The following is a 25,042-nucleotide window of genomic DNA, read 5'->3' as shown; positions in this document are numbered from 1 at the left end:
AGGTTCGTTACGGCGCCGCGCCGGGCCGGCGACGATTCCGTCTGCACGAACTGAATCGTGCAGCCGCTCGCGTGCTTTCTCTATAGGACCATCGGCCCATACCCCGCCGTAACGATTGCCCTTGCAGCAGTAGGACCAAAGTCCGATTGACGCTTGATCAACAACATGGGATTCGTCAAATTTCCGCTTCAGCATGTTGAATGCAGTAGCCCACGGGGAAGTATCGGTGAGACATTCGACGTAGATGTGCGTCGGTCGTGTTTCTGCCCCTGGAGGCCACAGCATCATGCGCGATCAGCCCGCGTCGCACCGCAAATCCGGCTTTCGTCTTCCCGTTCTCGAATGGGTACGCGACTACCGGACATCGTGGATCAAACCCGACATCGTTGCGGGCGTCACGGCGGCGGCTGTCGTGTTGCCGAAAGCGATGGCTTACGCGAGCGTTGCCGGACTGCCCGTCGAGACCGGGCTCTACACGGCGTTCGTGCCGATGGTGATCTACGCGCTCTTCGGTACGTCAAGGCCACTGAGCGTCAGCACCAGCGCGACGCTGGCCATTCTTAGCGCGGCCGCGCTCGGTCAGGTTGCGCCCGATGGCAACACCGCCCAACTGGTCATCGCGACCGCCACACTCACGCTGCTCGTCGGCCTCTTCCTCGTTCTCGCGGCCTTGCTCAGGCTGGGGTTTGTCGCGAACTTCATTTCCGAGCCCGTGTTGACGGGCTTCAAGGCCGGCATCGCCATCGTCATCGTGCTCGATCAACTGCCGAAACTGATTGGCATTCACGTCGTGAAAGGATCGTTCTTTCATAACGTATATGCGCTCGCTGCCGGGCTTCCCCATGCGTCGATGGCGACGGTTGCCATGGGCGCACTGACGATCGCCGTGCTGGTCGCGCTCGAACACTGGTATCCGAAGTCCCCCGCCCCGCTCATTGCCGTGGCGCTCGGCATAGCGTGTGTCGCTTTCGCCGGCGTGCAGCGGTACGGCGTGGAGATCGTCGGCGAGATCCCGACCGGATTGCCTTCGTTCGTGATGCCCGATCTTTCCCTGATCGACGCGCTCTGGCCGGCGGCGGTGGGCATTGCCCTGATGAGTTTTACCGAAACGATTGCTTCAGGGCGCGCATTCGCGCTCAGCGGGGAACCCGTTCCGCTGCCGAACCGCGAACTGCTGGCGACGGGCCTGGGCAATGCGTTGGGCGCGCTGTTCGGCTCGATGCCCGCGGGCGGCGGGACGACCCAGACGGCCGTCAACCGGCTGGCCGGTGCGCACTCGCAACTGGCCGAACTCGCCACCGCGGCCGTGACGCTCGGCACCATGGTGCTGCTCGCGCCCGTCATCGGACTCATGCCGCATGCCACGCTCGCTGCCGTGGTGATCGTCTATTCGATCGGCCTGCTCAATCCGGAGGACTTCCGCGCGATCCTCGCCATCCGGCGCACCGAGTTTGTCTGGGCGGTCGTGGCGCTGGTGGGCGTCGTGCTGCTCGGCACGCTGCAAGGCATCCTGATCGCCATCGTCGTATCGCTGGTGGCACTCGCCCATCAGGTGTCCGATCCCCCTGTGTACGTGCTGCGGCGCAAACGCGGCACGAACGTATTCCGTCCAGTATCGGACGAGCACCCGGACGACGAGGACTTTCCCGGACTGCTGCTCCTGCGGCCCGAGGGACGAATTTTCTTTCTCAACGCCTCCAACATCGTGCACAAGATCATGCCGCTCCTCGCCCAGACGCGCCCCAGGGTCATGGCGCTCGATATGCGGGCCGTATTCGATGTGGAGTACACAGCATTGAAGATGCTGACCGAGGCCGAGAAGAAGTGTCGCGAGAGCGGAATCGAAGTCTGGGTCGTGGGCCTCAATCCCGATGTCTTTGCCGTGCTCGAGAAGGCGCCGCTCGGCAGCGTGCTTGGACACGAGCGCATGTTTCTCAATCTCGAACAGGCGCTAGCCGCGTGGTGGGAGGCGCAGCATGCCATTGCGCGCGATGACGTATCGTCTGCCAGTAGGCACCCTGGACAGAGAACGCCTTGAGCGCTTATCTACTTTTTGCAAGAGGCCATATGAATACCACTACCCCGACACAGCAAACCGCGGCCGAAAAGCGCGAGCCCGTACTCAACACCGTCGAGCGCGTGACCGAACTGTGCTTTGGCCTGTTCATGGCGTTGACTTTCGTCGGCGCCGTCAAGGCGGTCACAGCGGGCGAGGACGCCGGCCGCAAACTGTTCCTGGCCGCCCTCGGATGCAATCTCGCCTGGGGCCTCGCAGACGCCGTGATGTATCTCGTCCGCACGCTCGCGGATCGCGGACAGCGCCTGACACTCGCCCTGACCGTGAAACGCGAACCAGACCGCGCCGCGGCCGTGCGGGCGTTGCGCGACGCATTGCCGACGGCGCTGGAACCGCTCGTCGACGACGAAGAACTCGAGCTGATTCGCGCGCGCCTCGCCGCGGCGCCTACGCTGCCACCACGCGCGCAATTCAAGCGCGATGACTTTCTTGGGGCAGTGAGCGTTTTTCTGCTCGTGGTCGTATCGACGTTCCCGGTTGCCCTGCCCTTTATCCTCGTGAGGGATCACATAGCGGCGCTCGTCATCTCACGCATACTCACGCTCGCGATGCTCTTCGCCGCCGGTTTCGCGCTCGGACGCTACACCGGCGCGGGCGCGATGAAAGCGGGCTTCGCGATGATGCTGCTTGGGATCGTGCTGACGATGGCGATCATTGCGCTCGGCGGCTAGCCGTCAGGCGACACGGCTTCGTTATCCGCGGTCATCGGCAGCCCGCACTGCGGCTGGCGATCACCGTCACCCCTGCCTGGAAGTGGATTTCGGCCACGAACATCGGCACGGATGTCTGCGTCGTGCCCGGTTGTTCGGAAGCCGGCGTGCCATACATGTTGTGCCAGTATTCGTAGCCAGGACCCAGGTACGCCGTGCGCGGATGGCCGGCGAACGATCCCCGTCCGGATGGATCTCGTAGACGATCGACCCATCAGGACGAACGACCACCCCCGCTGTGCGGCTAGCCCACCGTCCCTCGTCATGCGTGGGCGCTGGCCCTGCGAACCTTGGCAGGCCGGTCGCGCAGCAGCAATGGCATCAAGCGCCGGTTGGCTGTCTGCGCCGCCCACTCGCAGTATGCAGCGCTGCCGAGCACCCAGCCCTCGAGCGTCGCCCGCATCAGGCTATTGACCTCGGCTTCGTCGAGAGGCTGTGCGCCCAGGTCGCGGTAAGACTCGTGCCGTTCGAACGGCGTATCGCCGAGCGCGCGATAGAGCGGATGATCCTTGACGAACCTGTCGACACGCAGCCCGACGTGGTGCGTGTAGCTCGACCACGGATAGTTGCCCGGCTCGGCCACGAGGCGGTTGCGCACCGGCGCATGATCGATGACCTGGCTCGCGAGCAGGAAATAGCGGTCGGGTTCGATCACGGTTGCCCGGTACTCGCCACGCCACATCGCACCGCGGCGTCCATGGCGGCGGTTGAATGTCTCGACATAGCGGCGGCAAACCGCCTGCATCGCCATGGCTACGCTCGACTCGTATGAAGGCGTGACGAGGAACTGCACCGCGTCGGGCATCAGCACCCACGCGTGGACTGCCAGATCGGCGACGCGCGCGGCGTCCGCGAGGCAGGCGAGGAAGTAAAGGTAGTCTCCTTCGTCGAGGAATGCGGGCCCTTTGAGCCCCTGCAAGATAACGTGCTGCGGTTGTTCTGGGACGTAGTGCCGTGCAAGCCGTGTCATGCTGAATTAACCGGAAATCCGATGTGGGGGAGCGATCCGACAGGTATCGATCGCCTGACGCTGCGTGAGTGGATCTACGATCAAATTCTATGGGCCGTGCGCGCACGTCTGCGTCGCGAACAGGCCTTTTTTATGGCCTCAATTCGCTGATTTGACGAGCGCAACGCGCGCATTTTTACGCCGCCGCTGAATAGCCGTCGAAGCGCGATCCGGCACCACTAAAGCGTAGCGATGAGGGTACGATGGTCGAAGCGACTGAAGTCCCAAAATTTATCCGCAGGACTCCGAATTATAGTGATGGGTCGAAGCCGAAGCCTTCGACGCGCCGAAACCCCGCCTAACCCGACCGGTTCAGTCGGCGCGCGACGACGCCGCCATGAACGCTTCGGCCTGCAGCGCGACGCGCCACGGCGTCCACGTCATCCCAAATGCCTGTTCCGCGCGGCGCGAGTCGAGCCGGATGTCCTGTTGCCACAGCCGCGCGAGCGAAGGCGGCAGCGGCGGCGGCACCTTCACGCCACCCAGTTTGCGCCCCGCGATCCCGGCGATCTTCAGCGCAGGCGCCCACAGCTTCGTTTCGAGTGCAAGACGCCGCGCACCGATCCGCTCCACGGGCGTCGCCCCCAAAATTCGCGCGTAGGCGACGAAGTATTCATTCCAGCGCGGCGCCTCGGCCATCGCCAGGTTGTAGGCCTGAGCGCCCGAAGCCGGCGTGCGCAGCGCAGCCAGCGCCGCCTGCACGACGTCGTCGATGTGGACGAGATTACTGCAACCGTCGCCGGCGGCGCCGAGGTCACCCAGGCGCCGCGCGCACAGCAGCTGTGCAATGCGCGCCGACCACTGCGGACTGCCGCCTCCGTAGATGCAACCCGGGCGCAGTATCGTGAGCGCGGGCAGCGCAGCGAGCAGTCGTTCCGACTCGACCTTCGCATGGCCATAGGGGCTCACGGCGTCGAGCGCCGCCGCTTCGTCGATACGGCCTTCGGCGGCGCCGTACACCGCCATCGAACTGAAGTGGACCACGGGCAGCGGCGCACCGCGTGCCGCCAGCGCGGCCGCCAGCGCGCGCGCATTCGCGACGATCGTCGCCGGCGCACCCGCCACGCAGTTGACCACGCCGTGCACGTCGGCCAGCGCGGCGGCGAGCGACGCGGGGTCCGCGGCATCGACACGGCGCAAGCCGCTTCCTTCCCTGCGCGAGGCGGCCACCGGCTCGGCCCATTCGGTACGGCTCAACGCTTTCACCAGATGGCGGCCGACGAAGCCGGTCGCGCCAAGAACGAGAATACGGGCTTTCATTACGCGGGTTCGGAAGGGTTTGCGATTGGAACGGGCAGCGCGGCAAGATCGGCGGCGCCCTTGAGGTGTTCGGCGAGCCGCAGTGCGAGCGCGACGATGGTCAAGGTCGGATTCGCCTGGCCCGAAGTCGGGAACACCGCGGCGCCCGTCACATAGACGTTGTCCGCTTCGTGCAGCCGGCAGTCGGCATCGACCACGCTCGTGCGCGCATCGCGCCCCATGCGCGCCGTGCCGATGTGATGGCCGCCATAGGCTCCGTAGCGCGTCATTTCGGCCTCGACCTGCGCGGGGTCGTAGGTGAAACGGCCCACGCCTGCGCGCTCGACCTCGTGCGCGAGCGCGGCGAGCGCGCGGCTCACGGTCGCGACGTCCTGCTGCGTGTAGCGCCAGTCCACATGGATGCGGCGCAAGCCGAGTGCATCGGTTTCATCGCCGAGCGTGACGCGGCTCGCCGGATTGGGCTCCTGCTCCGCATGGAAGTCGAGCGAGAAACGCAGATTCGCAGGCCGCACGATCACCGAGGGGAACTTGCGCGCGGCCAGCGTGCGCCGCCGCAGCCAGTGCCACAGGAAACGCGCCGTGTTCGGCGCGTCCGCAACGACGTTTTTCGCGTGCGCGAGCGTGGAGCCCGCATAGCCTTCGGGTGTGCCGTCGTAGAGGCGCTTCGCGTATTCGTAGGGCACGATGCCGCGCGCGAGATACAGCGCGGAGAGGATGCCATTGCCGTGCCCGGCGTCCGGAATGCGCGGATGATGCAGGCGCGCAATGAAGTTGCCCGCGCGCAGCGCGTCTTGCTGTTCCGGGCGCAGCGCGAGGCGGCGGCGGCAATAGATGCCCTCTTCCGTCACCTCGTAGCCGTGCCACACGGACTGCGCCGCCGCGAGATCGAGCGTGCCGATCGTGCCCGCGAGATGGCTCATGTAATAGCGGCCCACCGCGTCGTGGGCGTTGCCGAGCCCCCCGCCGCTCGGCCCGGGGCTGTTGAGCAACAGGCGCGGCACTTCGAGACCGCCGGCCGCGAGCACGTAGGCGCGTGCGGCCACCTCGAACGTCGCGCCGCCCGTCGCGTCTTTCGTATTGAGCACGCGTACCTGAGCTGCGCCGACACGCCGCGTCGAACCCGCCAGCATCGGCAGGCGGCACAGGTTCGCATGCTGGAGCACACGCACGCCGCCTTTCGCCAGGCGCGCCCGGTAACGCTGACCGAAATCGGTCGGGCAGCTGAAGCGCTCGAGCGTGTGCGTCGAAAACACGTCGCTGGCAAAGCCGCCGATCATCGGGCGCGGCGGCGCCGCGAACGCGCCTTCGGCCGTATAGGCGAATTCGCCCGCTTCGCACAGTGCGTTGGCTTGCGGGTAGTGGCGCAGCACATCGGCGAACGCGATCGGCCAGCCGCTGTGCGCGACGTAATCGCGCGCCTCGAAGTCGTGCGCGTCGAGCGGCATGCAGCGGCCGCCCCACAGCGTGGTCGAGCCGCCGAAGCGCCGCACGCGGTAGTTGTCCGGCGGCGGATGAAGCGCCGCATTCGCCACCGTGCCCGCGTACAGCTGCTGGGTGGCGGGCTCGGGCGCCTCGCCGCCGCTTTCCAGCACGATTACGTCGAGCCCGCTCCTCTCCAGCGCGAGCGCGAGCGCAATGCCGGCGGCGCCGGCGCCCACGATGCACAGGTCCGCGTGCAGCGTCGTGCCGGCGGGAATCTCACGGGCGTCGGTGATCATCGTCTGTTACGTATGGGAAAGGGAAGACGGGCCGCGGCGATCGTAGCCGATCGCTCGCGTGCAACCAACGGCGCCAGCCGAGAAATTTCAGACGCATCCCGTTTTTTGTCTCTAAAAAAACACTGTTGTATTACCCGCAGCACCGACACAGCAGTAAGATTCCGTCTGAAGTCCAAAACGCCTTGGCAAAAGCCAGGAGACCAGAAAAAAACATAACGTACGTCGCATGACGGGGTGGCACGACGCCGGTTCAACGGGCGCCGTGCGTGGCTCACGTCGTGTACGCACGTCGGGGTCACAAAAACAACATGAGTACGCCTTACATAACAGCGGCGCCCCAGGCGGCCGCACGGGGTGTCTTCAAGCCGAGCATTCCCTTGTTCGGTCTCAACATCGCCGCCGTGTCGTTCGACACCGCGCTCGACGTGCTTTGCACCGCCGCCTTGCAGCGCGACGGCCGGGCGCGTGTCGCGGTCACGCCGAACGTCGACCACGTGGTGCGTCTCGACACGCAGCCCGATCTTCATCGTCTCTACCGCACCGCCGACTTCCTGTTCGCGGACGGCATGCCCGTTGTCTGGGCGAGCCGCCTGTTCGGCGCGCCGCTGCCGGAACGCGTGACCGGCGCGGACCTGTTGCCCGCCCTGTGCGAGCGCGCCCACGCAGCCGGCTGGAAAGTGGTGGTGGTCGGCGGCCGCCCGGGTCACGAAGCCACGCTCCTGAATGGCTTCGCGCAGCACTATCCGGGCCTCGACGTCGAGGTGATCGCACCTTCCATGACGTTCGATCCGACCGGCCCCGAGGGTGATGCGGTGGCCGGGCGCGTGCGCGCGGCCGCGCCCGATATCGTGTTCGTGTGCCTCGGCATGCCCAAGCAGGAACGCTGGGCCCTGCATCACGCGAGCAAGCTGCCGGGCGGCCTCATGCTGTGCGCCGGGGCGGCCGTCGAGTTTGCCGTCGGCCTGCAGCAACGCGCCCCCGTGTGGATGCAGCGCTGTGGACTCGAATGGTGCTGGCGCATCAAACAGGACCCCGCGCGCCTGTGGCGCCGGTACCTCGTGGACGACCGCCGCTTCTTCGCCATCCTGTGGCGTCACTGGCGCATGGCGCGCACGCAGCAGCGCGCGGCGTAAGGCCGCCGATGCGGACGCGGCCGGCTCATGTTCGGCCACGTCTCGCGCGGCGCAGGCTTCAAACCGCATTGCGGCCCGAGACGATCGACGGGATCGTCTTCAGCAGGATCTGCAGGTCGAGCCACAGCGACCAGTGCGTGATGTAGTAACGGTCGTACTCCACGCGGCGCTGCATCTTGTCGGGCGTATCGGTCAAGCCGCGCAACCCGTTGATCTGCGCCCAGCCGGTAATGCCCGGCTTCACGCTATGGCGCAGCATGTAGCCGGGAATCAGCTGCCGGTACTCTTCGTTGTGCTCGGCCGCGTGCGGACGCGGACCCACGAGACTCATCGAACCGCCCAGCACGTTGAAGAGCTGCGGCAACTCGTCGAGCGAAGTCCGGCGCAGATAGCGCCCCACGGCCGTGATCCGGTCGTCGCCGCTGCGGGCCTGGCGCACGCCCTGCTCTTGTGCATCGCCCTCGTTCTCCGCCGCGACGCGCATCGAGCGGAATTTGTGCACGACGATCGCCCGGCCGTGCTCGCCATTGCGGCGCTGCCTGAACATCACCGGGCCCGGCGAATCGAGCCGGATCACCAGCGCGATCGCGAGCATGACGGGCCACAGCAGCGCGAGCAGCAACGCCGCGCCGGCAATGTCGACCGCGCGCTTGAGCATGCGCGAGAGCCCCAGAATCGGCACGTCGTGCAGTGCCAGCAGCGGCACGCCGGCCAGGTCCGCTCCGGTCGTCGCGACGTCCTCCAGGTAATGCAGCTCGGGCACGAGATAGATCGCAGCCGTCGAATCGTAGAGGCGCGTCACGATGTCGGCCGTGATGTCCTTCACTTGCGTTGCGTCGGCTCGCGCCATCGCGGCCTGCCCCATCGCGAGGAACACGATCTCATAGTCGTTCGCGTGGATGCGCGTGGCGGCGTCTTCATAGCGGCCGAGATACGGCGGCAGCGTTTCCCCGTCACGCGGCGTGGCAGGCGCATCGTTGTAATAGCCCATCACGTGAATACCGAGAATCGGCGAACGCTGCAGGCGCAGGTTCAGCTTGCGCGCCTCGCGGCCCATCCCGAAGAACACCGCGCGGCGCAGGTTGCCGGGCGCGTTGTTGACGCTGTGGGCCACGCCGCGCAATACAGCCAGGCCGACGAGTTGCAGCGGCAGCGCAATGGCGGCCCACTGGACGACCAGCGTACGCAGGGCCGTCGTGCCGCTATCGCCATGCGTCGCGAACAGCAGCACCATGAGCGCGACCGGCAGCCGGCACCAGCGCCATGCGCCGCGGCCCAGCATCCACCAGAGATGACGCGCGCTGGCTACCAGGTGAAAGCGCGCAAACACGACGAACGCGGCCACGGCGAACGCCCCGGTCAACGCCCGCGTGTACGGCGTATCGCCGGTCTGTCCGCGCAGCAACAACAGCGCCACGAGCGCGCCCGTATTGAGCGCCGCGCTGATGACACCGACCAGCGCCATAAAGAGGCGGTGATGGTGGGTCGACTGGGTGGACATGACGGGTTCGGCCAGTATGTGCGACTGTTTTATACGCCTGATTGGCATGACGGCGGGATTAGACCGCGAGGGGAATGACCGTCTGCGCAAGGCGCAACAGCAGCAAGCGGCGGCAGACGATTCGCCCAAAAGGCGAAACCCGAGTCTCAAACGCTTGCGATTAAACACACGAACCGAACGTACGCGCTTTTTTAAACATGGAGCGCTATTCGCAGTGCAAGACGGCCGCTCCCCGTCGGCCTGACGGCGCAAACTCCTGATCCGGCAGCGCGAGTGGTCTAGATTCGCGCCAATAGCCCGGAATGGAGAACGGCCATCCCAATTCGCGCGTATCTTACCAGCGCATTATGAATTTGCGTGATCCGGAAAGATAGCGCCGTGAAAACGCGCGGTATCGTGGCGAATTTGCCGATGCGGCTGATTTAACGCCGCCGTAATTAGTAGGGTAGGTTCGGGGCTTCAATAAAAATGAATAGCGATTTCTTGCGCGCGAATGGGGCGAATTATGTTCGCGCAAACGTTTGTTCAAGCGAATCGAAATGCGCGGGAGCGCCCGGCGTTATCGCCGGGGCTGCTGCGCCGCGTTCGAGCATCCAGTGGCTCGCTCAGTGGCCCGCATAAATCGACCGCTCGCCGACGCTGGCCACGACCGGCGCACCCGCGTCCGAGCTGCCCGTCATCGCCACGCCGCCGACCGCCGTGCTGCCCGGCGCGGCCTGCTGGTTCTTTTGCGCCTGCTCCTGGGCCACGATCGCCTCCGCGTGCTGGATGTCATCCGGGTAGTTGACGTCCTTGGCCACAGGACGATACCCCGCCTGCTCCAACCGCACGAGATCGTCGATCACCTGGGCGCGCGTGACCGGCGCGTTGGCCGGGTCGGCGGGGGTGGCGGTCTGTGCGAAAGCGGCAGCGGGAGCGGCCAGGGCGCAGGCAACGAGCAATGTGGAAACGAGTGCTTTCATGGTGTTCACCTCTCAATGAATGGCCGCTGCATCGGGAAGGGATGCCGCCTCAGCCACCCTCGGCAATGTCGCGAAGGTTGAACGCATTCTGGTCGCGCGGCGCTGACCCAAAGCTGACCTGCTGATTACGAGTTCGTTATCTGGGCGCAGCGCGCCCCCGGCGGCTAGCGTCCTTGCGCGGCAAAGATGACAAATCCGTAATGTCGAGGTCAGGACCGGGTAAGCGCGCCCTCCCGATACTTTCGCCACTCCCGCCTCAACCCGGACCCCGTCATGTGGATCGTCAAACTGGCTCTCAGACGGCCTTACACGTTCATCGTGCTGGCCGTACTGCTCTTTATCCTCGGGCCGCTCGCCATCATGCGCACGCCCACGGACATTTTTCCGAACATCAATATCCCGGTGGTCAGCATCGTCTGGACCTACAACGGCTTCTCCGCCGAGGACATGGCGCACCGCATCACCTCGAACTACGAGCGCGCGCTGACTTCGGACGTGGACGACATCGAGCACATCGAATCCCAGTCGCTCAACGGCGTGTCGGTCGTGAAGGTGTTCTTCCACCCGGGCGCCGACATCAACCGCGCGATTGCCGAGGCGGCGTCGAACTCTGCTTCGATCCTGCGCGTGCTGCCGCCCGGCACGCTGCCGCCGAACATCATCACGTACAACGCCTCCACCGTGCCTGTTCTGCAACTGGGCCTCTCTAGCGCGACCTTGCCCGAGCAGTCGCTTTACGACCTCGGCAACAGCTTCATCCGCACGCAGCTCGCGACCGTCCAGGGCGCGGCCGTGCCGCTGCCCTATGGCGGCAAGATCCGCCAGATCATGGTGCAGCTCGATCCGAAAGCGTTGCAGGCCAAAGGTCTTGCACCCGCGGACGTCGTCAACGCCGTGAACGCGCAGAACCTCATCCTGCCCGGCGGCACGGCGAAGATCGGCTCGCGCGAATACAACGTGGAGATGAACGGCAGCACGCAAACCGTCGCGGCGCTCAACGACCTGCCCATCAAGACCGTGAACGGCAGCGTGGTGTATGTGCGCGACGTCGCGCACGTGATCGACGGCTACGCGCCGCAAACGAACATCGTGCGCGCGGACGGCAAACGCGCTGCACTCCTTACGGTCGAAAAGACCGGCAGCGCCTCGACGCTCACGATCATCCAGCAGGTGAAGGCCATGCTGCCGACGATCGCCGCGGGCCTGCCGAGCGCGCTCAAGATCACGCCGCTCTCCGATCAGTCCGTGTTCGTGAAGTCGGCGATCTCGGGCGTGGTGCGCGAGGCGCTCATTGCGGCTTGCCTCACCGCCGCGATGATCCTGCTCTTTCTCGGCAGCTGGCGCGCCACGCTCATCATCGCCGTGACGATTCCGCTCGCCGTGCTCACGTCGCTCATCGCGCTCGCGGCGCTCGGCGAGACCATCAACATCATGACCCTCGGCGGCCTCGCGCTTGCGGTCGGCATCCTCGTTGACGACGCCACCGTCGCTATCGAAAACATCACGCATCATCTTGAGCGCGGCGCGCCGCTGCACGACGCCATTCTCAACGGCTCCGGCGAGATCGCCGTGCCGACGTTCGTCTCGACGCTCTCCATCTGCATCGTGTTCGTGCCGATGTTCCTGCTTTCGGGCGTGGCGCGGTATCTGTTCGTGCCGCTCGCCGAGGCTGTGGTGTTCGCGATGTGCGCGTCGTACTTCTTCTCGCGCACGCTGATTCCCACGCTCGCCATGTATCTGCTGCGCGCGCGTAAGCCTGACGCTGCGCCCAGGCGCGGCATCGCCGGTGCGTTGACGCGCTTTCAGGCGGCCTTCGAACGACGCTTCGAAGCGGTGCGCAACCGCTATCGCGCGCTGCTTCAGGCGGCGATTGCGCGGCGCCGCCGATTCGTGGTGCTGTGGCTCGCGCTGTGCCTCGGCTCGCTCGTGCTCGTGCCGTTCACCGGCCGCGACTTCTTCCCCGCTGTCGATACCGGCGAAATCCGCCTGCACCTGCGCGCGCCTACCGGCACGCGCATCGAGGAAACGGCCCGCATTACCGACGAAGTCGAAGCGAAAATCCGCAGCGTGATTCCGCCCGCCGAACAGGCCGCGGTGCTCGACAACATCGGCGTGCCGGTGAGCGGCATTAACCTCACGTATGACTCGTCGGACCCCATCGGCCCCGAAGACGCAGACGTCCTCATCACGCTCACGCCGAAGCACCAACCCACCGCGCAATATGTCGCGAAGCTGCGCAACGTGCTCAACGCCTCGTTTCCGGGCGTGACCTTCGCGTTCCTGCCCGCCGACATCGTGAGCCAGATCCTGAACTTCGGCCTGCCTGCGCCCATCGACGTGCAGATCGTCGGCAACAAGCTCGCGCAAAACCGCGTCGTGGCGAATCATCTGCTCGACCAGATGCGTGGCGTGCGCGGCCTCGTCGACGCCCGCATCCAGCAGCCCGGGGACGAGCCCACCATCAACGTCGACGTAGATCGCACGAAGGCCCTGCAAGCGGGCCTCACGCAGCACGACGTGGCGCAGAACCTGCTCATCGCGCTCTCGGGCAGCTCGCAAACCACGCCCAACTTCTGGCTCGATCCGAAGAACGGCGTGAGCTACCCGCTCGTGACCGAGGTGCCGCAATACGATATCCATTCGCTGCAAACACTCGCCAATATTCCGCTGACGACGTCGCAATCGGTCACGTTCACGCCGCAGAACCAGCTCGGCACGCTCGGCACGGTCTCGCGCAGCACGCAGGAAGCCGTGGTCTCGCACTACAACGTGCAGCCCGTGCTCGACATCTTCGCGTCGACACAGGGACGCGACCTGGGCGGCGTCGCCTCCGACGTGAACCGCCTCGTGAACGCCGCGCGCGCGCAACTGCCGCCTGGCTCGTCGATCGTGATGCGCGGCCAGGTGCAGTCGATGAACGCGTCGTTCAGCGGCCTCGCAGCGGGCCTCGTGTTCGCCGTCGCGCTCGTCTACCTGCTGATGGTCGTGAATTTCCAGTCGTGGCTCGATCCGCTCATCATCGTGAGCGGCCTGCCGGCGTCACTCGCCGGGATCGCGTGGATGCTGTTCGTCACGCAGACCACGTTGAGCGTGCCGGCGCTCACGGGCACGATTCTCTGCATGGGCATCGCCACGGCCAACAGCATTCTCGTCATCAACACGGCGCGCGAGTCGCTCGCCGCGGGCATGGAGCCGCTCGCCGTCGCGCTCGATGCGGGTTTCAACCGCTTTCGCCCAGTGCTCATGACGGCGCTCGCGATGCTGATCGGCATGTTGCCGATGGCGCTGGGTCTCGGTGATGGCGGCGAACAGAACGCGCCGCTCGGGCGCGCCGTGATCGGCGGCCTCGCGATCGGCACGCTTTCCACGCTCGTGTTCGTGCCGGTCGTGTTCGGCATGGTGCATGGCTTGCTCGCGCAACGCCGCGCCGCGCGCGATGCCAGCAACGATGCGCAAGCCGATACAACCACTCACGTCGAATAAGGATTCCAGAATGAAATCGCAGACACCGCACGAAGAACGCGATGCCGCGGCGCGAACCGCAACGCGAGGTCGCTCGGCTGTCGTCGTCGGCCTGACCTGCCTCGCCATCGCCGCGGCGCTCCTCACGGCGGGCATCGGCCCGCGCCTCCAGGCGCGCACGGCGCAAGCGCAGCAGGTCGCGGCGCAGCGCGAGCTGATCGTCTCCACCCTCACGCCCACGCGCGCACCCGCCACGCAGGACCTGTTGCTGCCCGGCTCGGTGATGTCCTGGGCCGACGCCTCGATCTACGCGCGCACGAGCGGGTACGTGCAGCACTGGTACACGGATATCGGCGCGCACGTGAAGGCGGGCCAGACGCTCGCGCAGATCGACACGCCCGAACTCGATGCGCAACTCCAGCAGGCGCGCGCCGACGAAGCCACCGCACAGGCCAACTATCGCTTCGCCAACAGCACGGCGCAGCGCTGGCAAACGATGCTGCAGACGCAATCGGTCTCCGAGCAGGACGCCCAGGCGAAAACGAGCGACGCCGCCGCGAAACTGGCCACGCTCCAGGCGGCGCAGGCCAACGTGGCGCGGCTGCAGGAGCTGGTTTCCTACCAGAAGGTGACGGCGCCTTTCGATGGCGTCATTACGGCGCGCAACGTGCAAGTGGGCGCGCTCGTCACCGCGGGCGGCACGCCCGGCCTCGCCACGATGCCAGGCGAGCTGTTCCATCTCTCGCAGACCGACCGGCTGCGCGTGTACGTGGACGTGCCTCAGGACGACGCGAGCCTCGTCACGCCAGGCACGGCAGTCTGGCTGACGACGCAGCAATATCCGGGCCGCCGTTTCGAAGCCAGCGTGGCGCGCAGTTCGCACGTGATCGATCCCGTGAGCCGCACGTTGCATGTGGAAGTCGATGCGGACAATCACGACGGCGCGCTGATGCCCGGCGCCTACGCGCAGGTGCACCTCGCGCTCACGGCGGCCGCGCCGGCGCTCGAACTGCCCGTGAGTGCGCTGCTGTTCCGCCCGGACGGCGTGACCGTCGCGGTGGTGGATGCAAAGAGCATGGTGCAATTGCGCAAGGTGACCATCGGCCGCGACTTCGGCACCCATGTGGAGATCGCCACCGGACTCGCGCCGACCGATCGCGTCATCAACAATCCCGGCGACGCCATTGCGAGCGGCCAGAGCGTGCGCGTGGCGGCAGCCTCGACGGCTGCGCAAGCGAAAGCGTAAGCGAGGCTCATCATGTTCGAACGCCCTCTCACTGCACTGCGCCGGATCGTCGTCGCCTTCACCGCAGCATCGCTCGCGGCGTGCACCACGTTGCCCCATTACAGCGTACCCTCGACGGACGTGCCTGCGCACTTCGCGACACAAACAACGCCACCGGCGGCGGCACCCGGCTGGACCGTCGCCGCGCCCGCCGACGCCCAAACGCGCGGCCCATGGTGGACGCTCTTCGGCGACAACGACCTCGACCAGCTCGAAGCCCGCGTGGACGTGTCGAACCAGACCGTGCGCCAGGCCGTCGCCAATCTCGAAGCCGCGCGCGCGATGATCGACTATCAGCGCGCGGGCTATGCGCCGACCGTCACGGCGGGTGTGGCGGCGCAGCGTTACCGGACCTCGCAGAATCTCGTGGACCATTCGCTTGCGGGCAAGACGATTCCCGATTACTCGACGGGCCTCACGGCAAGCTGGGAACCCGACCTGTTCGGGCGCGTGAAGGACGCGACCACCCAGGCCCACGCCAACGCCCAGGCCACGCAAGCCGACCTCGAATCGGTGCGCCTTTCGGTTGCGAGCCAGCTGGCGACGGATTACTTCGATTTGCGTTCGCTCGATCGCCAGAAGAAGCTGCTCGACGACACCGTGAGCGCCTACACGGCGGCGCTGCGCATCGTGCAGCAGCAGCTCGCCGACGGCGCGATCGACGCCTCCGCCGTCGCCCAGGCACAAACCCAGCTCGAGAGCGCGCGCACGGCGGATAGCGACATCGACGTGCAGCGCGCGCAGCTTCAGCACGCCATCGCCACGCTGATCGGCGTGCCCGCTTCGACGTTCAGTCTGCCGCCGCGTGTCGATCCCGCCGCCGTGCCGTCGATTCCCGCAGGGGTGCCCTCCGCGCTGCTCGAACGGCGTCCCGACATCGCGGCGGCCGAGCGGCGTGTGGCGGCGGCCAATGCAGGAATCGGCGCAGCGCGCGCGGCCTTTTATCCCGATCTCACGCTCTCCGCGACGGCGGGCCTCGAAAGCACGTTCTTCGCGCCGTGGCTGAGCGCGCCCAGCCTCTTCTGGTCGCTCGGCTCGCAACTGGCGGGCACACTCTTCGACGGTGGCCGGCGCGACGCCACGCTCAAAGGCGCGAACGCACAATACGATGCGGCAGTAGCCGGCTACCGGCAAACCGTGCTGACGGCGTTCCAGCAAGTCGAAGACAACCTGAGCGCGCTCGACACGCTGGCGAGCGAAGCGCAAAGCCAGCAGCGCGCCACCGCCGCCGCACAACTCTCGCTCAGGCTCACCACCAACCGCTACCAGGCGGGCGCGGTGAACTATCTCGATGTCGTGACGGCGCAGACCATCGCGCTCTCGAACGAACGCGACGAGGAGCAGATCGCAGGAAGAAGGCTCGATGCGAGCGTGCATCTGCTGGAGGCGCTCGGCGGCGGCTGGGACCGCGCGGCGCTGAGCGACCTGAGCGCTAGGAACGGGCGAACGTCAGGATGAACCGCGTGCTTGCCGCGTCGCTTTCGGCGCGCGCCGAGCCGCCGTGCAGCGCCATGATCGTGCGCACGATCGCGAGCCCCAGACCCGCCGAAGCACCCGCACGCGCCTCGCGATGGCGCGACGCATCCGCGCGATAGAAGCGGTCGAAAATGCGTTCCATCAGCGCGGCTTCGATCGGCGTGCCCGGATTGGCCACCGTGACCTCGACGGCCCGTGGCGTCTGCTCGACGCTCAGCGTGATCGCCGCACCGCGCGGCGTATAGCGCAGCGCATTGGCGAGCAGGTTGCCCACGGCGCGCCGGAACAGCTCCTTGTCCGCGCGCAGGCGGCCCTCGCCCTCCACGCGGATTTGCACGCCCGCTTCGTCGGCGAGACCTTCGAAGTAGTCGGCAATCTGCGTGAGCGCATCGTGCACGTCGAACTCCGCGAGTGTCGTCATGAACTGCGGGTGCTCCGCACGCGCGAGAAAGATCACGCTTTCGATCATGCGCGAAAGCCGTTCGCATTCCTCCAGATTCGATTCGAGCAACGCCTCGTATTCGGCCGTGGTGCGCTCGCGTGCGAGCGCCACTTCGTTCGCGCCGCGCAGGTTGCCGAGCGGCGTACGCATGTCATGCGCGAGATCCGCCGTGTATTGCGACATCCGCTCGAAGCCGCCATGCAAACGGTCGAGCATGGCGTTGAGCGATTTCGTGAGCGCTTGGAGCTCGCTCGGCGCGCGTTCGACTTCGATGGGCGTATCGAGCCGGTCCACCGTGACCGTGGCCGCACGCGCCGCCATCTCGCGCAGCGGACGCAGCGACTCGCGCACAAGCAGCCAGCTCATGAGGAACGCGAGCAGCATGCCCGCCAGGCCGAAACCGTAGAGCCGCTCGCGATAGTGATCGAGCAGCTGCCAGCGATCGGTCATGTCGCGTGCGATGACGATGGTGACGGGCGTGCCGTCCGCCAGCGCGGCGTCGGTAGCGAGTCCGCGCACGGGTACGCCGCGCGCGTTGCGCCATGCCACCACGTCGCCTTCGGTAATGCGTTGCGTCGGCGGGAGACGCCGCGCGAGCGCCGCTTCTGGAAACGCCGCGTCCGCAATGCCCGCCGTGTTGTGCTCGACGAGTTGCGCGCCGCCGGTACCGAGTATTTCCATGGAAAGCGCGGGATTGCCGAGCACCTGGCTCGTGAGCCGCTCCGCATGTTCGCGCACGTCGTGCTCGTTGTGCAGTTCCTGCGCGAGGCGGCGCGTGTGGCGCGAAATCAGCACAATATCGAGGTCGTCCTGCTGCTTCACCTCGCGGTCCAGCGTGAAATAAAGCGTGCTGCCCACAAGCGCGAATACCGCGAGCGTGGTACCCGCGAAACTCAGCGCGAGGCCTGTGGCGAGCGAGCGCACAGCCATGCGCGGCATCAGGCGTTCCCTTTGATTTCGGCGACGTAGCCCACGCCGCGCACCGTGTGGATCAGCTTGACGTCGAACGCGTCGTCCACCTTCGCGCGCAGGCGGCGGATGGCGACTTCCACGACGTTCGTGTCGCTGTCGAAGTTCATGTCCCACACGTATGAGGCGATCTGCGTGCGTGTGAGCACTTCGCCCTGGCGGCGCACGAGCAGCTGCAGCAGCGAGAACTCCTTCGGCGTGAGGTCGATGCGCGTGGCCCCGCGTTTCACGCGCCGGCGCGTGACGTCCACTTCGAGGTCGCCGAGCAGCAGCACGTCGCTCTCGCGCGGGGGGCCGCGGCGGGCCAGCGTGCGCACGCGCGCGAGCAGTTCGACGAAGGCGAACGGCTTGACGAGGTAGTCGTCCGCGCCCAGCTCGAGGCCCTTCACGCGGTCGCTGATGTCGTCGCGCGCGGTGAGGAACAGCACCGGCGTGGTGTGCGTGGCGCGCAGCGTCTTGAGCACCGTCCAGCCGTCCATCGCGGGCAGCATGACGTCGAGCACGATCACGTCGTACGCCGCCTCTTTCGCGAGAATCAGGCCTTCCGCGCCGTCCGCCGCGACATCCACGGCATAGCCGGATTCCTCGAAGCCCTTCTTCAGATACGCGCCGGTCTTCGGCTCGTCTTCGATCACGAGAATGCGCATCGCCGTTCAATTTTGAGTGTGTCCGGCTCAATTGTATGCGTTATGTCGCTTGCTGCGCTTCCGGGCGGCGCGCCTGGCGTAGCCGCCCAGGTCCTGCGGGATGCATTTCGAACGGTCGTATCGAATCTGCTTTGAGGGACTTGCGAAGAAGTCATCGGGTATCGTGCATGCAAACGCCCGCTCAAATGCCTCGAACCCTTTGCCTTCCTGGCTGCAAGCCTTATGCCGTGCGGTTTCAGCCGTGGCTCCCCGGCACCCCGCTCCATTTATCGCCCTCCTTCGCCGCGGCGACGAATTTTGCCCCCGAACCGCCCCATTCATGATCGAAAACACTGGCCGATAAGCAGCGGTCAGCGGGCCAACCCAATCGAAAAACGTCGGAGACCACGAGTGCACACCCGCCAATGGCCGGCGAACTGAGCGCCGTAATCGACACCTACCGCGCGTTGATATCCAGCCGTTTGCATGGAAGCCGTTATCCGCATGCTGAGCCGCAGTCCAAAAATCTTGTCAGCACAACTGATAGAACGGGACATGCACGTCGCTAGCGAAGCGTAAGTAATGCGAATCAGGTAACTCGAAATTTGTTTAGCCCGAATTCTTGTCGATCGTCATTTCGCTTAACGATTGTTGACGGATTTTTTCTGCCGCCCAGACGATGATTTTGTCTTTCGCGCGCGCCTTTGGTAGCGATGCCGGACATCATCTGGCCTCAAGGGTTAATAAAAATGAATGACCGTTGTTATCGGCTTGTCTTCAGCAAGCTGCGGGGTATGAGTTTGACCCGTCTGCTGGTGGCTCTGTCGGCTTCAATAAAGGGAGCGCGGCCGATTTGCGCGGTGTAGCCTCTAACGTGAACACTGCGGTATCCCTTGCTGACGTTGGCGTAGGTGGCTCGGTGACTTACAGTAACGGTCAAGCGACCGGCGCGTCCTACGGAGTGGCGATCAAAGGCGTACCGTCCGTCGCAGGGGGAACCGCGTCCGTTACCAATATGACCACGTGTACGCTGGGGATTAGTAACATCACGAGCGGTTTGACTCAATCTATTTGCAAGTGAGGACGTTACCGAAGATGAGAGTACATACAAGGACTCTTGCGGCGAGCGCGGCTTTGATCGTAATGGTCATTGCGGCGCTGCTGTTTGGCGAGACCTTCAACACAATACGCTCGTTGCCTATCAAGATTTGCGCAAGTGTCATCGCAGCAGTCTTTATCGTACTGCTGGTCTTGACTGCCGTATCGTTTTTTGCGTCGGGCTACTTCTTCCTTCGAATGGTGAATAGCCCTCAGTCTGGTCAGACAGTTTTCGATGCCAGAATGCTGAAAGGAAAATCGTTGTTTTCTGATCTCTACCTAAGTGAAGAAGGAAAACTAGCTCGATCACGTCTACTTAAATCACTTCGCTGTTTCGCAATTTTCTGGATTGGCGGCGTGTGTGCTGGCTTACTAGCGGGTTGGCTCGTCAGGGTTGGTTGAAAAACTTAAAGCAAATATTCAACAGGGGCTATCAGTACGGCCCCATCATTTTAGATGGTAGATTGAGCTTGATCTCTCTTATGACTGAATCGAATACGAAACGTCATCTCATTTTGGCTGGACTATCAGCATGCCTAAGTGCTTGCGCTTACGTTATTCCCCCTCCCCATTACGTTGATACGGCTACGCCGGTCTATGACCCGGCCGTGTCCGCACGCATGAGAGTCCTGTCTTCTAATGGCCCGGACCGAAGTGCAACATTCTGGGAGGGAGACTGCTACAAGTCGGGAACCGACGCGACGGCCGTTAGGGTAAGTGACGGCTTTCTTGCCTCTTGGAAATATTCATCACGGAGCATTGTGATCGGGATGCCTCCAAGTCCACGAAAATCGATGCAGGTCGATGGATTGTTTTCCAAGGATATGATCAGAGAGTATGTCGTCCCCGCGGGAAAACCGGTAACGGTGGCACTCGCAACGAGTACCTACTATGGCAGCTACGGTGGGACGAGCGGCTGTGCAGCGCCGGCGGTAATGTTCAAACCCGTAGCCGGGCAGGACTACGACGTCTTTCTCGATACCGGACGGGGCGCATGCTGGACTGCGGTTCGGCATATTGACGACCACGGTATGGACGAACCGGTTCCCGTGACGCGCGCCTTGAAATGCGTGGCAGAGGCTCCATCGGTTTCGACCAATGCTCAGTAGTGTTTTGTGGCCGCAGTCGAGTCACGCATATATGTCGCGCATCAAATCCATTCGAAAACCGTTACGAGAAACTCCGCAAGCGCTACGAAAAGAACCATAACGAAAGCAGCGAATAACGATGAAAAGTAAGAAGAATCTTGCGGTGCTGCCGCTCGCGGTACTCGTACCGCTTGCCGTTTATGCGCAGACTGCGCCCGACGTAGCAGCCCGCACGAATGCGGCGCAGCAACAGCAGGTCGAGCAGCGGCGCGACGCGCAGCAGCGCGCTGCGACCGTCGCCGCGCCCGTTGTACGCTCGACTGCTCCTGTCGTCGGGGAGTACCCCGTGCTGCCCGTCGAGACGCCGTGCTTTCGTATCGATTCGTTCACGCTCGAGGTTCCCGATACGCTCCCTGAAGTGGTTCGTGTAAAGGGTGCATCGGCGTTGCCGCTCGATCCATTCGCATTCCTGCATGACTGGCTGCGGCACTACGAGGGGCAATGCGTCGGCAAACAGGGCGTTGATAAGCTGGCGAAGGGCCTGCAAGGCGTCATCCTGAGCCACGGTTACATCACGACACGCGTACTCGTGCCGACCCAGGACCTCTCGAAAGGGACGATGAAATTCACGCTCATACCGGGCGTGATCCGCAACCTGAAGTTTGCCGACGCCAGTACACGGGGCACGCTGAAAACCGCCTTTCCGGCTCGCGACGGCGACATCCTCCAGTTGCGCGACCTTGAACAGGGACTGGAGCAGATGAAGCGCGTCCCGAACCAGGACGCCTCCATGGAGATAGTGCCCGGTACCGAACCCGGCCAGAGTGATGTCGTGGTTACGGTCAAGCGCACGAAGCCATGGTCGCTCGTCGTCTCGGCGGATAACTCGGGCAGCGAAGCGACGGGCCGTTACATCGGCAACGTGTCGCTCGCGCTCTATAACCTCCTGGGCATCAACGACGTGCTTTCAGGTGGCTACAACCAGGATTTGCAGTTCGGCAACCATGACCTCGGTACACACGGCTGGAATGCCTCGTATGCGGTGCCGTGGGGCTACTGGACTGGCACGCTGTTCGGCTACACGAACACGTATTACCAGCAAATTGCCGGGGTCAACCAGACGTTCGTTTCGAGCGGAAACGCGCAGACAGCGGGTCTGAAGCTGGAGCGCGTCATTCGTCGTAGCCAGAACGATGTTTCGGGCGTCGAGTTTCAGCTAGTCAAGCGCTTTGGCGCGAGCTTCATCGATGACGTCGAAATCCCACAGCAGAAGCGCGACAACACGTTCATCGAGGCGGGGCTGACCAATCGCCATTACTTCGGCGCGGCGCAGTTCGACGGCACGCTCGCATATCGCCAGGGTATCGGCTGGCTCGGGGCGATGCCGGATACAGCGAGTGGGCCTACGTACTATTTCCACATGGCGACACTCGACGCCAATCTCTCGGTGCCGTTCGCGGTGGCCGGTAAGACGCTGCGTTATGTCGGCACGCTGCACGGGCAGTTCACCAACGACGAACTGAACTATATCGATGACTTGACCATCGGCAGCCGCTACACGGTTCGCGGCTTCAGCGGTGAAACGATGCTGGCCGCGGAGAAGGGCTTCTACTGGCGCAACGAACTCCAGTATCCGCTTGGGGCAACAGGCCAGATGCTTTATGCGGGCCTCGACTACGGCCGCCTTTGGGGACCATCTACGGCGTTTCTTGCCGGGACGCAACTCGCGGGCGCGGTCCTCGGCTTCAAGGGTTCCGTACCCTCGCGCCTGGGCGCGTTCACCTATGACGTGTTCGCCGGCACGCCGGTCTACGCGCCGCGCGGCTTCCCCGCGCCGAGCGTGACGCTGGGGTTTCAGGTGACGGGACAATTCTGATGTGCGATTCACTGACGATAAGGAGCTAACAATGTTGATGAGCCGAAAATTTTCGATGGGTCTGATTAGCGCCGCCGTGCTGCTGGCCGCGTGTGGTGGAGGCAGCGGCGGCGGTGGCGGAGCATCAGGGGCGGATTCGTCGGCTTCCGCGGGAGTATCCTCGCCAGGTGCGGCCTCTGCGCCTGACGCGGCCTCATCGCCGCAATCGACCACGTTCAACTGTCCGGCCAGCTACAGTCGCCTCGATATCCCGCCGAGTACCGCTGCGGGCACGGCGATGACGATGGTCTCCAATGACAATATCGCAACGCTGACATTCAAGGCCCCCACAGGTGGCGTTACGCGCGCCTTGACGCTCTGCCTCGGCAAACCTGACCCGGTGCCCGCTGGCATCACGACGCCCTTCGCCTACGAAATCACGGAAGGTGGCGCTGGCGATATCACGCAGTTTGACAACCGGATGCTGACGTTCAATTTCTCGACAACGCAGCCTGTGACGGGCACTCCTGCACTCGAGCTGGCGACCGTTACGGCTGCGGGCGTGACCTATTCTCCAACAATTCCGGGAGCGCTGTTCACCGTCAGCCCGAATTACAGCGTCGCCGGCATTCCGAACCGGACGGGGCTGTATGTGGTTCGCCTGACGAAGTAACGGATGAGTCGGCGACACAGACAATGACCAGGACCAGACGGCGTCCACTCTGCGAACAAAGCGCCGGCATCGCCGAGATCAAGCAGGCTCTCGATCCTATCGAAGCGCTCACGCAGCAAGACAGCGCACTCGTGAATCACTTTTCGATTTCGGCCCATACGCCGGGCAGGAATGCGCAGACCGTGATCGAAACGGTGGGTGCTTTCAGAATTTGACTAGCCGAACGGCACTAAAGCGGAGGCGCTGCCTCCGCTCTCACACCAAATAAAAAAACGGCGCGGCAGTGCAATTCGCACCGCCGCGCCGATCAGTCCAGCGCTGTTGTTAAATCCAGCTCAGTGAGCCGCGCTCACCTGCGTAGCCGGTTCCGAATGACGCGCACGCTGCGAAACCAGGATCGCAAGCGCCGCGAGCACCGCCGGTACGGCGAGCATGGCGAGAATCGCAGCGAATTCCCAGCCGAGACCCAGCAGCGCACCGCCGATGGCCGAGCCGAAGATGCTGCCAAAGCGGCCCATGCCCAACATCCAGCTCACACCCGTTGCACGCGCAACCGTCGGATAACGGCCCGGTGCGTAGGCGTTCAGGCCCGTTTGCGCACCGCTCATGCAGAAGCCCGCGGCAAACACCAGCAGCGCGAGCGACGAGGAAAGCGCCCCCACACCGGCCAGCGCCAGCACGCAGATGCCGCCGCCGACATACGCCGCGCTGATCACGCGCGCCGGGCGCACCTTGTCCATGATCCAGCCCACCAGCACGGCGCCGATCGTGCCGCCGATCTGGAACATGGCCGTGACGTTCGCCGCCACCGTGATGGAGAGGCCCGCGTCCTTGATCAGCGTGGGCAGCCAGCCGGTCAGCAGATAGATGACGAGCAGACCCATGAAATACGTGACCCACAGCGCGATGGTCATCACGCCATAGCCTTCCGAGAACAGCACGCCGATCGGCTTGCGCGTGGGCAGCGGCGGCTCCGTCGAAACGAAGTTCTCGTCGCCCGCGAAGTTCGCGCCGGTCACGCGGTTCAGCGTCGCGGCAATGCGCTTGCTCGTGGCGCCCCGCACGGCGAGCAGACGCGCCGATTCCGGCAGCAGCCAGGCCTGCAGCGGCACGAGTGCGAGCGGAATGGCGCCGCCGAAAATCAGCACCGCGCGCCAGCCATGGTTCGGCACGAGCCAGCCAGCCGCGAAGCCGATCAACGCCGAGCCGAGGTTGAAGCCCGTGAACATGATCGTGATGAGCAGCGCGCGGCGGCGTTGCGGCGAGTACTCCGAGAGCAGCGTCGTGGAGTTCGGCATGGCCGCGCCAAGACCGATGCCGGTCAGCACGCGCAGCGCCGCCATCGAAACCGGCGACTGCGTGAACGCCGTGAGGATCGTGAACACGCCGAAGAGGAACACAGAGGTGATCAGCACCCACTTGCGGCCAACGCGGTCAGAAGCCGGGCCGGCGGCCAGCGCGCCGATCACGAGGCCGATGGGCGCCGCGCTCATGACGAGACCGAACTCGGGACGCGAAATGCCCCACTCGTGAATGATGGAGGGCGCGACGAAGCCCATGATGGCCACGTCCATGCCATCGGCTGTCACCGCGAGGAAGCACAGCGCCACCAGTAGCCACTGATAGGCCGAAATGTGGCGTTCGTCGATGAACGCCTTGATATCGATTGTTTTGCTGCCAGACATCTGTCGTCTCCTG

Annotated in this window: 20 protein-coding genes; 12 read left to right on the top strand and 8 right to left on the bottom strand. The window is 64.7% G+C overall.

Annotated features, from left to right (window positions below; translation table 11 throughout):
• Positions 1-286: 286 nt before the first annotated feature.
• Entirely contained in the window at positions 287-2,038 is a 1,752-nt protein-coding gene (locus AB3X98_RS04650; RefSeq protein ID WP_069263393.1) for a SulP family inorganic anion transporter, read from the top strand.
• 29 nt (positions 2,039-2,067) lie between these two features.
• Positions 2,068-2,748 carry a VIT1/CCC1 transporter family protein gene (locus tag AB3X98_RS04645; RefSeq protein ID WP_368602626.1) on the top strand — a complete coding sequence of 227 codons (681 nt, stop codon included), beginning with the start codon at positions 2,068-2,070 and terminating at the stop codon, positions 2,746-2,748.
• Between the two features lie 301 nt (positions 2,749-3,049).
• Here AB3X98_RS04645 and AB3X98_RS04640 read toward each other — a convergent pair whose 3' ends face one another.
• Complete coding sequence (locus AB3X98_RS04640) at positions 3,050-3,757, bottom strand: transposase (RefSeq protein WP_368602627.1); 708 nt, start codon at positions 3,755-3,757, stop codon at positions 3,050-3,052.
• Between the two features lie 21 nt (positions 3,758-3,778).
• Here AB3X98_RS04640 and AB3X98_RS04635 point away from each other — a divergent pair, with 21 nt between their 5' ends.
• Complete coding sequence (locus AB3X98_RS04635) at positions 3,779-3,907, top strand: hypothetical protein (protein ID WP_342948706.1); 129 nt, start codon at positions 3,779-3,781, stop codon at positions 3,905-3,907.
• Between the two features lie 201 nt (positions 3,908-4,108).
• Here the strand turns inward: AB3X98_RS04635 and AB3X98_RS04630 are convergent, their stop codons facing one another.
• Together AB3X98_RS04630 and AB3X98_RS04625 are read right to left on the bottom strand one after the other, a co-directional pair.
• Positions 4,109-5,056: an NAD-dependent epimerase/dehydratase family protein gene (locus tag AB3X98_RS04630; RefSeq protein ID WP_368602628.1), complete on the bottom strand. Its 948-nt coding sequence runs from the start codon at positions 5,054-5,056 to the stop codon at positions 4,109-4,111.
• Complete coding sequence (locus tag AB3X98_RS04625) at positions 5,056-6,774, bottom strand: FAD-dependent oxidoreductase (RefSeq protein WP_368602629.1); 1,719 nt, start codon at positions 6,772-6,774, stop codon at positions 5,056-5,058. The genes AB3X98_RS04630 and AB3X98_RS04625 overlap by 1 nt, the downstream gene beginning before the upstream one ends.
• 308 nt (positions 6,775-7,082) lie before the next feature.
• On the opposite strand from AB3X98_RS04625, the gene AB3X98_RS04620 reads away from it, so the two are divergent.
• Complete coding sequence (locus tag AB3X98_RS04620; RefSeq protein WP_069263374.1) at positions 7,083-7,907, top strand: WecB/TagA/CpsF family glycosyltransferase; 825 nt, start codon at positions 7,083-7,085, stop codon at positions 7,905-7,907.
• Positions 7,908-7,965: 58 nt separating this feature from the next.
• Here AB3X98_RS04620 and AB3X98_RS04615 read toward each other — a convergent pair whose 3' ends face one another.
• On the bottom strand, positions 7,966-9,408 hold the full coding sequence (locus AB3X98_RS04615) for an undecaprenyl-phosphate glucose phosphotransferase (RefSeq protein WP_342948702.1): 1,443 nt from the start codon (positions 9,406-9,408) through the stop codon (positions 7,966-7,968).
• Positions 9,409-10,013: 605 nt separating this feature from the next.
• Entirely contained in the window at positions 10,014-10,370 is a 357-nt protein-coding gene (locus AB3X98_RS04610) for a DUF4148 domain-containing protein (RefSeq protein WP_368602630.1), read from the bottom strand.
• 273 nt (positions 10,371-10,643) lie between these two features.
• On the opposite strand from AB3X98_RS04610, the gene AB3X98_RS04605 reads away from it, so the two are divergent.
• The 3 genes from AB3X98_RS04605 to AB3X98_RS04595 are packed head-to-tail and all read left to right on the top strand — an operon-like array spanning position 10,644 to position 16,575.
• Positions 10,644-13,853 carry an efflux RND transporter permease subunit gene (locus AB3X98_RS04605; RefSeq protein WP_368602631.1) on the top strand — a complete coding sequence of 1,070 codons (3,210 nt, stop codon included), beginning with the start codon at positions 10,644-10,646 and terminating at the stop codon, positions 13,851-13,853.
• Positions 13,854-13,863: 10 nt separating this feature from the next.
• A complete protein-coding gene (locus tag AB3X98_RS04600) occupies positions 13,864-15,078 on the top strand; it encodes an efflux RND transporter periplasmic adaptor subunit (protein WP_368602632.1) in 1,215 nt (404 codons plus the stop codon).
• A 12-nt stretch (positions 15,079-15,090) separates the two neighbouring features.
• Positions 15,091-16,575: an efflux transporter outer membrane subunit gene (locus tag AB3X98_RS04595; RefSeq protein ID WP_368602633.1), complete on the top strand. Its 1,485-nt coding sequence runs from the start codon at positions 15,091-15,093 to the stop codon at positions 16,573-16,575.
• On the opposite strand, the gene AB3X98_RS04590 is transcribed toward AB3X98_RS04595, so the two are convergent.
• Together AB3X98_RS04590 and AB3X98_RS04585 are read right to left on the bottom strand one after the other, a co-directional pair.
• The gene (locus AB3X98_RS04590; RefSeq protein WP_368602827.1) at positions 16,550-17,965 is read right to left on the bottom strand and encodes a heavy metal sensor histidine kinase; all 1,416 of its coding nucleotides are present in this window, start codon (positions 17,963-17,965) and stop codon (positions 16,550-16,552) included. The two genes, AB3X98_RS04595 and AB3X98_RS04590, sit on opposite strands and share 26 nt — an antisense overlap.
• Before the next feature lie 8 nt (positions 17,966-17,973).
• The gene (locus tag AB3X98_RS04585; RefSeq protein ID WP_069263361.1) at positions 17,974-18,651 is read right to left on the bottom strand and encodes a heavy metal response regulator transcription factor; all 678 of its coding nucleotides are present in this window, start codon (positions 18,649-18,651) and stop codon (positions 17,974-17,976) included.
• 1,074 nt (positions 18,652-19,725) lie between these two features.
• On the opposite strand from AB3X98_RS04585, the gene AB3X98_RS04580 reads away from it, so the two are divergent.
• From AB3X98_RS04580 to AB3X98_RS04560, 5 genes are all read left to right on the top strand, one after another.
• Entirely contained in the window at positions 19,726-20,130 is a 405-nt protein-coding gene (locus AB3X98_RS04580; RefSeq protein WP_368602634.1) for a hypothetical protein, read from the top strand.
• 392 nt (positions 20,131-20,522) lie between these two features.
• Positions 20,523-20,837, top strand: a complete 315-nt coding sequence (locus AB3X98_RS04575) for a hypothetical protein (RefSeq protein ID WP_368602635.1) — start codon at positions 20,523-20,525, stop codon at positions 20,835-20,837.
• Positions 20,838-20,955: 118 nt separating this feature from the next.
• Positions 20,956-22,692, top strand: a complete 1,737-nt coding sequence (locus tag AB3X98_RS04570; RefSeq protein ID WP_368602636.1) for a ShlB/FhaC/HecB family hemolysin secretion/activation protein — start codon at positions 20,956-20,958, stop codon at positions 22,690-22,692.
• A gap of 31 nt (positions 22,693-22,723) precedes the next feature.
• Positions 22,724-23,344, top strand: a complete 621-nt coding sequence (locus AB3X98_RS04565; protein ID WP_368602637.1) for a hypothetical protein — start codon at positions 22,724-22,726, stop codon at positions 23,342-23,344.
• Positions 23,345-23,367: 23 nt separating this feature from the next.
• Complete coding sequence (locus AB3X98_RS04560; protein ID WP_368602638.1) at positions 23,368-23,559, top strand: hypothetical protein; 192 nt, start codon at positions 23,368-23,370, stop codon at positions 23,557-23,559.
• 120 nt (positions 23,560-23,679) lie between these two features.
• Here AB3X98_RS04560 and AB3X98_RS04555 read toward each other — a convergent pair whose 3' ends face one another.
• Complete coding sequence (locus AB3X98_RS04555; RefSeq protein ID WP_368602639.1) at positions 23,680-25,029, bottom strand: MFS transporter; 1,350 nt, start codon at positions 25,027-25,029, stop codon at positions 23,680-23,682.
• Between the last annotated feature and the right edge of the window lie 13 nt (positions 25,030-25,042).

It is taken from the genome of Paraburkholderia sp. BR14312 (assembly GCF_040948675.1).
Lineage (GTDB): Bacteria > Pseudomonadota > Gammaproteobacteria > Burkholderiales > Burkholderiaceae > Paraburkholderia > Paraburkholderia nodosa_A.
The sequence above is the reverse complement of the archived record's forward strand: the minus strand, read 5'-3'. Positions and strand labels throughout refer to the sequence as shown.